Origin of the sequence: Streptomyces milbemycinicus (assembly GCF_002154605.1) — a bacterium.
GTDB lineage: Bacteria > Actinomycetota > Actinomycetes > Streptomycetales > Streptomycetaceae > Streptomyces > Streptomyces milbemycinicus.
Window position 1 is genome coordinate 1 of the sequence record NZ_MUNE01000356.1, and the last position, 13594, is coordinate 13594.

Genomic DNA, 13594 nt, shown 5'->3' on the forward strand with positions numbered 1-13594 from the left:
GTGCTGCTCGCGGATGACGAGGCGTCGGAGTCGTTGCAGCGGGCTCTGGTACAGGCCCTGAGCGAAACGGATGCGGGGGCTCGGCTGTGGTGTGTGACCAGCGGGGCGGTGTCGCTCGACGGCGACGACGAGCCGGGGTCCCCAGCGTCGGCCAGGGCGTGGGACGCGGCCCGGAGGGTAAGGCTTGAGGCTCCGGAGCGGTGGGGTGGGCTGGTTGATGTGGCAGGCGCGCCGGACCGCAGGGTCGTCGACGGACTCATCGGAGTCCTCCACGGCGACGAGCGCGAGTGCGCGGTGCGCACCTCGGGGGTGTTCGTACGCCGGATGGTGCGGGCTCCGTTGGCCGGGGCGGTGGCGGAGCGGGCGTGGCGGCCCGAGGGCACCGTACTGATCGACGGCGGTGCCCTTGGGCCGGGCCCTCACACGGCCCGGTGGCTGGCCGCCTGCGGCGCCGAACACCTCCTGCTCCTCGACGAGAACGGCGACGGGTTCGGGATCGCGGACGAACTCTCCGAGGCAGGGGTCCGGGTGACAACGGCGGCGTGTGACCCGGCCGACCGTCAAGCGCTGGCGCAACTGCTGACCGCCATCCCGGAGGAGTATCCCCTGCGTGCCGTGGTGCATACGGCGCAGGGGGACGACGGCATCGCGGGGGCGTGGAATCTGCACGAGCTGACACGCGACACCGACCTTTCGGCGTTCGTGGTGTTCTCGTCGGCCGCGCCGCTCCTCGGGGCCCCGGGACACGGCGCCTGTGCCGAGGCGGCGGCCCTGGTGCGCCACCGCCGCGGCCTGGGACTGCCGGGGCTGTGCATGACCTGGGGCCCCTGGGCCGTCGACGGCGCCGGAGAGAACGGAACAGCGGGCGCCGAGGCGGCCCGGCCGCGCAGTGGCCGTGGTGTGGCGGCCATGGACCCGCGGCTGGCCCTGGAAGCGCTGGGGCAGGCGCTTGACCACGGCGAGACCTGCCTGACCGTCGCCGACATCGACTGGCCGCACCTGGTGGAAACCGCGACCGAGGCCGGGCTCGACCCCCTGATCAGCGAGATCCCCGAGGCGCGCGAAGCCTGGCAACTCGTCCGAGGCGACGCCGGTCGCGAGCCCGACGGTGCGCTGCGCGCGCGGCTGGCCGGACTGGCCGCGGACGAGCGGCTGCGGGCGCTCGTCGAGTTGGTCCGTACGCACGCGGCGGCCGTCCTCGGGCACGACGGGCCGGCGGCCGTGGAGCCGGAGCGCGCCTTCCGCGAACTGGGCTTCGACTCGCTGACCGCCGTGGAGCTGCGCAACCGGCTGAACATCGCCACCGGTCTGCCACTGCCCGCCACCGTCGTCTTCGACCACCCCAACCCGGCCGCGCTCGCCCGCGGCGTGCGCGAGCTGCTGTTCGGCGGCGGGACCGCCACCGGCTCGGCCGCGCCTGTGGCCCGCGAGACAGTGGGGACGGATGAGCCGATCGCGGTGGTGGGGATGGCGTGCCGCTTCCCCGGTGGTGTCCGCTCCGCGGAGGAGTTCTGGCAGCTGCTGGCCTCGGGCAAGGACGCCATCGCGGAGTTTCCGGCCGACCGGGGCTGGGACATGGAAACGCTCTACGACCCGGATCCGGAGCGCCCCGGCACCTCGTACACGCGAACGGGCGGTTTCCTCTACGACGCGGCGGACTTCGACGCGGGGTTCTTCGGCATCAGCCCCCGCGAGGCACTGGCCATGGACCCGCAGCAACGCCTGCTGCTCGAGACCTCCTGGGAGGCCCTGGAGCGGGCCGGAATCGATCCGAGGTCGCTGGGCGGCAGCCGCACCGGCGTGTTCGCCGGGCTCGCGCTCCAGGACTACGCCGAGGTGGTGCGGCAGGGCGGGCCGGAGCTGGCGGGGTACGCGCTGACCGGGATCTCCGGCAGCGTGCTGTCCGGCCGGCTCGCGTACACCTTCGGGTTCGAGGGCCCCGCGGTGACGGTGGACACGGCGTGTTCCTCATCGCTGGTGGCATTGCACCTGGCGTGTCAGTCGCTGCGGTCCGGCGAGTGCTCACTGGCGCTGGCGGGCGGGGCGACGGTGATGTCCACACCGGCCGCCTTCCTGGAGTTCTCCCGCCAGCGCGGGCTCGCCGCCGACGGCCGGTGCAAGGCGTACGCGGCCGCCGCCGACGGGGTCGGCTGGTCCGAGGGCGTGGGCGTACTGCTGCTGGAGCGCCTTTCCGACGCGCGGCGCCTGGGACACCGGGTGGTCGCGGTCGTACGCGGCAGCGCGGTGAACCAGGACGGCGCGAGCAACGGGCTCACCGCGCCCAACGGCCCGGCCCAGCAACGGGTGATCCGCCAGGCCCTCGCCAACGCCGATCTGCCCGCCACCGGCATCGACGCGGTGGAGGGGCACGGGACGGGGACGACGCTGGGCGATCCGATCGAGGCGCAGGCGATCCTTGCCACGTACGGCCAGGACCGTCCGGAGGACCGGCCGTTGTGGCTCGGGTCGGTGAAGTCGAACATCGGCCATACACAGGCGGCGGCGGGCGTCGCCGGTGTGATCAAAATGGTGCTGGCACTCCAGCACGACCTGCTGCCACCGAGCCTGTACGCCAACGACCCGTCGCCGCACGTGGACTGGTCCTCGGGCCAGGTGCGGCTGCTGAACGAGCCGGTGCCCTGGCCCCGGAACGGACACCCCCGGCGCGCGGGGATCTCCTCCTTCGGGGTCAGCGGGACCAACGCCCACGTCATCCTGGAACAGGCCCCCGAGGAGCCCGGGCCCGAGTCTGTGCCGGAAGACGAGGACCGGAACGAGGAACGGGACGGAGGCCATGCGGCAGCCGTGTCGACGGTGGTGCCATGGGTGGTGTCGGCGCGCTCCGAAAGGGCGCTACGGGGCCAGGCACACCGGCTGCGGGAGTTCGCCGCCGAGGAGGAGAACCTTGGGCCCATGGAGGTCGCGCGGGCGCTGGTGACCGAGCGGGCGGTGTTCGAGCGCCGCGCCGTCGTCGTGGCCGAGGACCGCGAGGGCTTCGTACGCGGCCTGGACGCGCTCGCCGCCGGAGTGCCCGCAACCGGTCTGGTGGCGGGCGCGCCACGGCCCGGAACCGACGCCGGGCTCGCGCTGCTCTTCGCCGGCCAGGGTACCCAACGCATCGGTATGGGGCTGGAGTTGGCCGCCGCCTTTCCGGCGTACGCCCACGCCCTGGACACTGTGGTCACCGAGCTTGACACCCGGCTCGACCGTCCGCTGCGCCCGCTGCTGTTCGCCGCGCCCGGTACGGACGAGGCCGCCCTGCTGGACCGTACCCGCTACGCCCAGCCGGCTCTGTTCGCGGTCGAAGTGGCGCTGTTCCGGCTGCTGGAGTCCTTCGGCGTACGCCCCGACTTCCTGGTCGGCCACTCCCTCGGCGAGCTGAGCGCCGCACATGTCGCCGGGGTTCTCACCCTGCGGGACGCCGCGCTGCTGGTGGCCGCGCGCGGCCGGCTCATGGAGCAGCTGCCGCCCGGTGGGGCGATGGTGGCGCTGCGGGCCACCGAGGACGAGGTGGCGGAGGCCCTGGCGGGACGCGAGGCGCTGGTGTCGGTGGCGGCGGTGAACGGGCCCAGGGCGGTGGTGGTCTCGGGGGAGCGGAGCGCGGTCGACGACGTGGCTGCCGCGTTCACCGCGCGGGGCCGCAAGACCCGGCGGCTGCGAGTCGGCCGTGCGTTCCACTCCCCGCTGATGGAGCCGATGCTGGACGCGTTCCGAGAGGTCGCCGCCTCGCTGACGTATACGGAACCGGCCATCGGCCTGGTGTCGAACCTGACCGGAGAACTGGCCCGTCCCGGCGAGCTGACGGACCCGGAGTACTGGGTGCGGCACATCCGCCACGCCGTGCGGTTCAACGACGGACTTGTGTGGCTGCGGGCACAGGGCGTCAGCACCTTCCTGGAACTGGGCCCGGACGGCACGCTGTCCGCCCTCGCCCAGGACGACCCGGAAGGCGACCCGGAAGGCGACCCGGCAGCAGAGCGCGCCGCGAAGTCCGCAGCGGTGTCCGGCGCCGCGCCCGCGGTGGACCGGATCGTGTCGGCACCGCTGCTGCGCCCGGACCGGCCCGAGGCCCACACCCTGCTCACCGCCCTCGCCCGGATCCATGTCCACGGCGTGGCCGTCGACTGGTCGGCGGTCATCGGCCCCGGCCCGGCCGGGACGGTCGGCCGACGCCGGGTCGAGTTGCCGACGTACGCCTTCGACCGGCGCCGCTACTGGCCCAGGACCCATGGCCAGGCGGCGGACCTGTCGGCTGCCGGCCTGAGCGCCGCCGACCACCCCCTCCTCGGCTCCGCCGTGGAACTGGCGGGATCCCAGGTGCTGCTGTTCACCGGGCGGCTCTCGCTGCGCACCCACCCCTGGCTGGCCGATCACGCCATCTTCGACACCGTGCTGCTCCCGGGCACCGCGATCCTGGAGCTGGCCCTCCGCGCGGGCGACGAGGCCGGCTACGACAGCGTCGAGGAGCTGGCCCTGCAGGTGCCCCTGGTGCTGCCGGAGCGCGGTTCGGTGGTCCTCCAGCTCCTGCTCGGCGCGCCCACCCCGGACGGCCGACGCCCCTTCACCCTCTCCTCCCGCCACGACGACACACACTTGGCGGCGGATCAGACCTGGACCTGCCACGCCACCGGGGCGCTGACCCGCGGCGGCGACCCGCTCGGCGGAGCGGCGGGCCCGGCGGAAGGCGGGGTGGCGGAGCACGAGGCAGCGGACCATGAGATGGCTCATGAGACGACCGAGGCGTGGCCGCCACCGGACGCCGTACCCGTGGACCTGACCACCTGGTACGCCGACCTGGCAGGCGTGGGCCTCGGCTACGGGCCCGCCTTCCAGGGGCTGCGGGCCGCGTGGCGGCACGGGGACGAGTTCTTCGCCGAGGTGGCGCTGGACGAGGAACGTGCGGCGGACGCCGCACGGTACGCCGTGCACCCGGCGCTGCTCGACGCGGCGCTGCACCCCGTCGCGCTCGGCCTCGACACCGCGCCCGGGCCGGATGCCCAAGAGCTCGGCCGACTGCCGTTCTCCTGGGGCGGGGTGACGGTCGGCCTCGTCGGCGCCTCGGCGCTGCGGGTCCGGTTGACACCGGTGGCGCAGGACACCATCGCGCTGCGGGCCACGGACGGCTCGGGGCGGCTGGTGGTCCAGGCGCGGTCCCTGGCCTTCCGGCCGGTCACCGCCGAGCGGTTGAGGGCGGCGGGCACCGCGTACCACGAATCGCTGTTCCGCCTCGAGTGGACACCGCGGTCCGTCGCCCCCACCGCGCCGGTCAGCCGGCGCCAATGGGCCCTCGTCGGACCCGAGGTGCCGGGCCTGGCCGGGGCGCTGGACGAGGCCGGGGCGGAGTGGCGGACGTATCCTCACCTGGCCGCGCTGGGCGAGGCCGTCTCCCGCGGCGATCTGTCCCCGGACATGGTGGTGTTCCCCTGCCGGGTGCAGGAGCCCGGTCGCCAGGACCCGCCCGGCGACCACCTCGACCCGATCCCCCCGACCACCACGGACTCGAGCACCGTCACCCCGGAAGCGCTGCGCCAGGCGGCCAACGGCACGCTGGAGCTGCTGCTGAGCTGGCTCGACGACGAACGCTTCGTGGACTGTCGACTGGCCCTCGTCACGCACGGCGCGGTCGCCGCGACACCGGCGGACGGGGTGCCGGACCTGACGTACGCCCCTGTGTGGGGGTTGGTTCGCTCGGCCCAGAGCGAGCACCCCGACCGGTTCGTGCTGGCGGACATCGACGGGCGGCCCGGCTCCCAGCGGGCCCTGCCCGAAGCCCTGCTGGCCGGCGAACCACAGTTCGCGCTACGGGACGGTACGGTCCACCTGCCCCGTGTGGGCCGTGTCGCCGTCGCCGTACCGCCCGCGGACCACCCCGCGGACCACCCCGCGGACCACCCCGCGGACCACCCCGAGGACCATCCTGCGGACCGCGAAGACGCGCGGACCGCAGCGGAGGCCGTCGCCCCGCGCACCTGGGACCCCGACGGCACCGTGCTGATCACCGGCGGCACAGGTGTCCTGGGCCGGCTGGTCGCCCGGCATCTCGTGACCGCTCATGGCGTACGTCACCTGCTGCTGACCGGCCGCCGTGGACCGGCCGCGGACGGCGTCCCCGAGCTGGTGGCCGAGCTGACCCGCCTGGGTGCCGATGCCACCGTCCGGGCCTGCGATATGGCGGACCGTCACGCGGTTGCCGAACTGCTGAGCGGCATTCCCGTCCGGCATCCGCTCCGCGCGGTGATCCACCTGGCAGGCGTGGTCGACGACGGGATCCTGACCTCGCTGACGGCCGACCGCATGGACGCCGTACTGGGGCCGAAGGCGATCGGCGCGCTGCATCTGCACGAGCTGACCCGCGACGTCGGCCTCGATGCCTTCGTCGTCTTCTCCTCGGCCGCAGCCAGCTTTGGCAGTCCCGGCCAGGGCAACTACACGGCTGCCAACGCCTTCCTCGACGCGCTGATGCGCCACCGGCGCGCGCTGGGCCTGCCGGGACAGTCCCTGGCCTGGGGGATGTGGGCCCGGGACAGTGGTATGACCGGGCGCCTCGGGGCCACCGACCGCGCCCGTATGGCCCGGGGCGGCCTGGCGCCGCTGACGGACGAACAGGGGCTCGTCCTCCTGGACGCCGCCGGCACGGTCGACGAGGCCGTACTGCTGGCCACTCCGCTGGACTTCCGGGCCCTGCGCGCACAGGCCGCGGCAGGCGGGCTCCCGGCCATTCTGCGCGGCCTGGTCCGGGCGCCCGCCCGCCGAGCGGCCACCGCCACCTCGGCCACGGACGCCACCGCCACGGGCGGCGAGACGCCTGCCGCACTGCGCGAACGGCTCGCCGCACTGCCCGGCGCCACCGAGCGCACCGGCGCCCTCCTGGAGCTGGTACGTACCCACGCCGCCGCCGTCCTGGGCCACGACGCCGCCGAAACCATCGAGGCCGGGGAGGAGTTCCGTGAGCTGGGCTTCGACTCCCTCACGGCGGTGGAGCTGCGCAACCGGCTCAGCGCCGTCACCGGCCTGCGCCTCGCCACCACTCTGGTCTTCGACCACCCCAGCCCCGGCGCACTGGCCCGCCACATGGGGGAACGACTGGACATCGAGGCCGACGCCGCTGCGGCACGACCGACCCCGCGTCGCGTACCCGGCCCAACCCATCGTGAAGGACCCTCGGCCGACACCGTCGAGTCCCTTTTCTGGGTCGGACACGACACCGGACGCATCCACGAAGCCATGCAACTGCTGTCGGCCGCCTCGGTCTTCCGGCCCTCCTTCCGCGTCGGTTCGGGCGAGGTGGCACCGAAGTTCGTACGGCTCGCCCAAGTCGCGGCGGAGGACGCCACAACGGGAGGCGAGGCCGCCGAGCACACCCCGCCCGCGCTGATCTGCCTCCCCACCGTGGCCGCGATCTCCAGCGCGTACCAGTACTCGCGCTTCGCCTCCGCGCTCCAGGGTCTGCGCGACGTCTGGTACGCGCCCGCACCGGGCTTCCTCGTGGGCGACCTGCTGCCGGCCGATGTCGACGCCGTGACCCACCTGTTCGCCGAAGCCGTTCTGCGCTTCACCGAAGGTGCGCCCTTCGCCCTCGCCGGGCATTCCGCGGGCGGCTGGCTCACCTACAGCGTGACCAGCCACCTGGAGAGCCTGGGGGTCCGCCCCGAGGCGGTCGTGGCCATGGACGCCTATCTGCCCGACGAGGGGATCGCACCCGTCGCCTCCGCGCTGACCAGCGAGATCTTCGACCGGGTCACCGAATTCGTCGAAGTGGACTACACCCGGCTCACCGCGATGGGCGGCTACTTCCGTATCTTCTCGGGCTGGACACCGCCGCAGATCGACACCCCGGCGCTCTTCATCCGGGGCCGGGACGGGGAGCAGTCACCGCCGGTCTGGGGGGTGCCGCACACGGTCATGGACGTGGCCGGGGACCACTTCACCATGCTGGAGGAGCACGCGGGGGCGACCGCCCGCCACGTCGATCAGTGGCTGCGGGAGACCGCAGGCTGGGGTGGATAGGGGCTTCTTGGGGGTGTTGGTGGCTACATATCCTCATTTTCTCCGGTAGCGGCCGACGCCTGATAGGAGTTCAGTGATGCCTGCCCCTCTCCAAGTCCCCGATGTGCCGGGCTCGTGGCCGGTGGTGGGCCACCTGCCCCAACTGGCCCGGCGGCCGCTCGACTTCCTGTCCTCCCTGGCCGACCACGGAGACCTGGTCAGAATCCGGCTCGGTCGCAAGCCCGTCTACGTGGCCACCCACCCGGATCTGGTGCGGTCGCTGCTGGTGACCGACGCACACGCCTACACACGAGGCGCCGGACACGCCAAGGCGCTGGCCTTCATCGGACCGATCCTCGTCGCGACGACCGGTGAGCCCCACCGGCGCCAGCGCCGCATGATGCAGCCCTGCTTCCACCGGCAACGGCTCGGCAGCTACGTGTCCGCCATGTGCTCGGCCGCCACGGAGACGGCCGACTCCTGGTCGGCCCAGGACGTGGTGGATGTGGTGCCCGTCATGACCGAGCTGGCCACAGCAATGATCGCCAAGTCGTTGTTCGTCTCCGAACGTGCCGCACACGCCGAGGCGGAACTGCGTAAAACCGGCAACGCCATCCTGACCGTGGCCAGAATGAGCGCGATCCTGCCCGGGATCTACCGACGGCTGCCGACCCCCGGCAACCGGCAACTGCCCCCGGCGCGAACCGTGATCGAGGAGACCATCGCCGCCTACCGCGCCGAAGGGCAGGACCACGGCGATATGCTCTCGACGCTCCTGCGGACGACGGACGCCACCGGCACCGGCCTGACCGACGAGGAGATCCGCGACGAGGTCATGGGCCTGGCCATCACCGGAATCGGCGGGCCCGCCGCCATCGCGTCGTGGATCTTCTACGAACTCGGCCAGAACCCCGACCTCGAACGACGGCTGCACGAAGAGCTCGACACGGTCCTCGACGGCCGGCCACCCAGCTCCCAGGACCTCACCCGGCTGGTCTTCACCCAGCGGCTCGTCAAAGAGGCCCTGCGCAAGTACCCGGGATGGGTCGGCGCCCGGCGCACACGAGAGTCGGTGCGCCTCGGCGGCCACGAGATCCCCGTCGACGCGGAGGTCATGTACAGCGCCTACGCCCTCCAGAACGACCCCCGCTGGTACCCGGACCCCGAGCGGTTCGACCCCGACCGCTGGGACCCCCAGCAGAACGCCACGCGGGTCAAGAAGGGTGCCTGGGTCCCCTTCTCGGGAGGTGTCTACAAGTGCATCGGAGACGCGTTCACCGAGACCGAGACCGCGGTGGCCGTCGCCGTCATCGCCTCCCGGTGGCGGCTGCGCCCGGCGGACGGGCGCAGTGTCCGAGCGAGCCATCTGGCCACCCATGTGGTCCCCCGGCCGCTCCGTATGGTCGTGGAGCCCAGGAGCCGGAACAAGGACGAGGCGGAGCGCTCACCGCATGAGGCGCCGCAGGTGAGTCGATGACAGGCCGGGTACATCACGCACATCAGGGACATCAGGTACGCGGGCGGTGCCGGCGGTCTCAGTAGCCGGCCGCCGGACGGAAGAATTCGGGGAGCCGGTCCGGGGGAGCGCCGTCCATCAGCGAGAACAGGATGTGTGCGCCGGTGTAGAGGGCGATGCTGATGTTGGCCCCGCCCACCACCGCCAGCAGCCGGACCCATGGCCTCGGGCCCTCCGGTAGGAGGGCCGCCCCGGACTCCAGACAGGTTTCGCCGCGCCGGTTGCGAAAGTGGCGCGCGGCCCCCAAAGAGGCGCCGAAGAGCGCCGAAGCCACCATCTGATACAGCGGGAACTGATACCAGTGCCCACTCCAGATGGTCAGCTCGGGCACTGCCCGCGTCCACACGGAGACGCCCGCGAAGGACACCAGCGGCTCGGCGATGTCGAGGAGCACGACGAGCAGAAAGCCGAGCGCGATCAGCCGGACCGGCCCCAGCCGCGGCCACCGGGCGGCGGCAAGACCCATGCCCTTGCCGCAGGCCACGGCGGCCATCATGGCCGTCATACAGATGCTCAGGGTCGCCAGCGGCAGCTCGGCCTCCTGGTGGGCCCCCGCCCCCTGCCAACCGGGCACATACGGCCCCCACGAGGCCACCGCTCCGAACACATTGACGTTTGACGCGAGCACCGGATTGATCCAGTTCATCAAGGGACTCTGCCAACTGGCCGACAGCAGCCCGATGAAGAGCAACGCGTCGAACGTCAGCCGCCTCCTGGCCCGACACCGCCGGTACAGACACACCGCGAGGACCACCGCTCCCACCACGGACAGCAGCGGGATCAGCACATCGGCGATCCGCTCCGAGTCCCCACCGCCCCTGGCCGGGGGCGCCTTCCCGATGCGGTAGCCGCTGTCGGCGAGCCAGGCGGCGAACACGTACACCTGAAGCCCCAGCACCAGCGCGCCGACACACGCCCACAGTGTTACGGGAAGGGTGAACACCCGCAGGCCGCGCACGGTATCGGCCCGGCCGACGGCCTCCGGCCGGTCTTCGTCGACGAGATCGGTCATGTATCGCTCCTCACTACGAGTCCGAGCCGGGCTGGTCGCCGTGCGCCAGGCCGATGAGACTGTCGATGTCCATCTCGTCGATCGAGCCGGGGCCTTCCGCGGAACGCGCGGCGGGGACGGCAGCGACCCCGACGCTCCCGAGGCCGCCTCCGAGGCCGCCAGGGGCCTCGGCGAGCTCCAGCAGCACAGACAGCAGACCGGCCTCCCGGAGCCTGCCGAGCGGAATGGACGCCACGGCGGCCCGCAGCTCCTCCTCGCCTGCGTCCGAGGCCGAGGTCCCGTCCGCCCCGGCGCCGTTCCCGTTCGACCGCAGCAGCAGGGCGCGCACATGCTCCGCGAGCGCGGTCGGGGTCGGAAAGTCGAACGCGACCGTCGCGGGCAACCGCAGACCGGTGGCGGTGGTGAGCCTATTGCGCAGCTCGACGGCGGTCAGCGAGTCAAAGCCCAGCTCTCGGAAGGCACGCCGCTCCGCCACCTCCTCGATCCCCGCATGGCCGATCACCGCGGCGGCGTGGGACCGTACGAGACGAGTGAGGATGCCCTGCTGCTCCTTGCCACCGCAGCGGGCCAGCCGCTCGCGGAGCGACACGCCCACGTCCGTCCCGTCCTCGCCGTCCTCGCCCCGGTCGGCCGCGCCGCCGCGGCGGGCGGAGGCCGGGACGAGCCCACGCAGCAGCGCCGGCACCCCGGCGCCGGTCGCCCGCGTGTGCAGCGAGCCGAGCTCGAACCGGGCCGGGACGAGGAACGGCTCCCCGGCCGCCGACGACGCGTCGAAGAGGGCAAGGGCCTCCTCAGTCGCCAACGGTGCCATCCCGCCACGGCTGATCCGGGCGTGGTCGGTGCCATCCAGATGGCGCGTCATGCCGCTGCCCTGCGCCCAAAGCCCCCAGGCCAACGACGTCGCGGGCCGACCCTGGGCCCGGCGGTGCCGGGCCAGCGCGTCCAGTACGGCGTTGGCCGCCGCGTAGTTGCCCTGGCCCGGCGAACCGAGCACGGATGCCGCGGAGGAGAACATCACAAACGCGGCCAGGTCCGCGTCGCGTGTGAGCTCATGCAGAAGCAGCGCCGGGACCACCTTGGAGCGGAAGACGGTGTCGATCCGCTCGGGTGTCAGCGAGGGGATCGTGCCGTCGTCGAGCACCCCGGCGGCATGGACCACGGCGGTCAGCGGATGCTGTTCAGGGACGCGGCCCAGCAAGGTGGCCAGCGCCTCGCGGTCGGCGGCATCGCAGGCGGCGACGGTCACCGTCGCGCCGACAGCCTCGAGCTCGGCCGAGAGCGCCCGTACACCCTCGGCCTGCGCACCGCGACGGCCGACCAGCAGCAACTGCCGCACACCGTGCGCCACGACGAGGTGGCGGGCGATCAGCCCACCCAGCACACCGGTGCCACCCGTGATCAGCACGGTGCCCGCCGGATCGAGCGCCCATGGCGACGCGCCGGCTGACGCGTCGGTGGGCCCATCGGCCGACCCGTCGGCCGGCGCGGGCCGATCCTGCCGTGGCACCCGCACCAACCGCGGTACGCATACCTCTCCGTCGCGGACGGCCAGCTGCGGCTCACCACCGGCCAGCGCCGCGGGAAGCACCTGGGCCAAGGAGCCGTGTCCATCCCAGTCCACCAGGGTGATCCGGCCCGGGTTCTCGGACTGCGCCGAGCGGACCAGGCCCCACACCGCCGCGCCGGGCAGATCCGTGACGTCGTCCTCCCGGCGGGTGGCGACCGCCCCACGCGTCAGTACGACCAGCCGACTGTCCGCGAACCGGTCGTCGCCCAGCCAGGACTGCAGCAGGTGCAGCGCGAGACGGACGGCCGTGCGGACGGCCGTGCGGACGGCCGCGCCGCCCACAACGTCACCGTCTTCGTCCCCGCCACACGGGACGACGATCAACTCCGGAGCGCCATCGGCCTCCACGGTGCTCAGCAGCGCGGTCCAGTCGTCATGGCGCCGGTAGGGGAGCCCGGACGGATCGGTGCCGACGACGGCGAAGGACGAGGGATCGGAAGGAGAGTGTCCGGAGGGAGACTGGCCGGATGGGGAGGGGTCTGCGGCGGGCAATGTCACGGCGGGCCATTCCAGGCCGAACAGCGACTCGTGATGCTCCGAGTGGGCGGCCCGCACCTCACCCGCGGACACCGGCCGCAGCACGAGTGCCTCGACGGAGGCCACTGGCCGCCCCGACTCGTCGGTCGCCTCGATGGCCACCACTCCATTGCCCGGCCCCGGCGAGAGCCGCACCCGTAGCACCTCACCGCCCCTGCGGTGCAGCGTCACCCCGCGCCAGACGAACGGCAACCGAGCCGCCCGCTGCCCCTCCGGCGCGTCGGCGGGCTCCTCACTGAGCGCCGGGTCGAGGCCGAGGGTGTGCAGCGCCGCGTCCAGGAGGGCGGGGTGGATGCCGAACCGGCCGGCGTCGCGGGCCTGCGGTTCGGGCAGTCGCACCTCAGCGAAGATGTCCGAGCCTTCGCGCCAGGCGGCATGCAGCCCATGGAACGCGGGCCCGTAGGTCAGCTCAGCCCCGGTCAGCCGCTCGTACAGCCCATCAAGGTCCAGAGCGTCGGCCTCGCCCGGAGGCCAGGCTTCGGCCTTCGGTCCGGCTGCCGCGGCGGGGGGTGTGGCGGCGGTCAGCGTGCCTGTGGCATGCCGTGTCCATGACTGGGTCGCGGCCTCCAAACCCTCGGTGCCCTGCGCGTTCTCTGTACCCGAGACGTCGTCGTGGCTCCGCGCGTAGGCGGCGAACTCCCGCCGCCCCTCGCCGTCCGGGGCCCCGACGCTGATTTGCAAAACGACCCCGCCACGCTGCGGGAGAAGTAGGGGCGCATGCAGGGTGAGTTCTTCGACATGCCGGTACCCGACGCGCTCCCCGGCCTGCAAGGCGATGTCCAGGAACGCCGTACCGGGCACAAGCGCGACGCCGGCGAAGGCATGGTCGGCCAGCCAAGGGTGCGTACGCAGGGAGAGTCGGCCGGTGAAGAGATGTCCGTCGCTGTCCGCGAGCGGAATCGCGGCGCCGAGCAGCGGGTGCCCGGCCTCGCTCAGCCCGACGGCCGCCACGTCTCCTGTCTGGGTGGGGGTGTTG

General features: G+C 73.1%; 4 protein-coding genes. 2 read left to right on the top strand and 2 right to left on the bottom strand.

Annotation, left to right across the window (positions count from 1 at the left end):
* Positions 1–219: 219 nt before the first annotated feature.
* Positions 220–8007 carry a type I polyketide synthase gene (locus CCN51_RS27585; RefSeq protein ID WP_245881693.1) on the top strand — a complete coding sequence of 2596 codons (7788 nt, stop codon included), beginning with the start codon at positions 220–222 and terminating at the stop codon, positions 8005–8007.
* Positions 8008–8083: 76 nt separating this feature from the next.
* The gene (locus CCN51_RS27590) at positions 8084–9463 is read left to right on the top strand and encodes a cytochrome P450 (protein WP_014173328.1); all 1380 of its coding nucleotides are present in this window, start codon (positions 8084–8086) and stop codon (positions 9461–9463) included.
* Between the two features lie 58 nt (positions 9464–9521).
* Here CCN51_RS27590 and meiC read toward each other — a convergent pair whose 3' ends face one another.
* On the bottom strand, positions 9522–10514 hold the full coding sequence (gene meiC, locus CCN51_RS27595; RefSeq protein WP_014173327.1) for a meilingmycin biosynthesis spirocyclase MeiC: 993 nt from the start codon (positions 10512–10514) through the stop codon (positions 9522–9524).
* A 13-nt stretch (positions 10515–10527) separates the two neighbouring features.
* Positions 10528–13594 (bottom strand): type I polyketide synthase (locus CCN51_RS27600; protein ID WP_143675907.1); only part of this gene is annotated, 3067 nt, incomplete at its 5' end.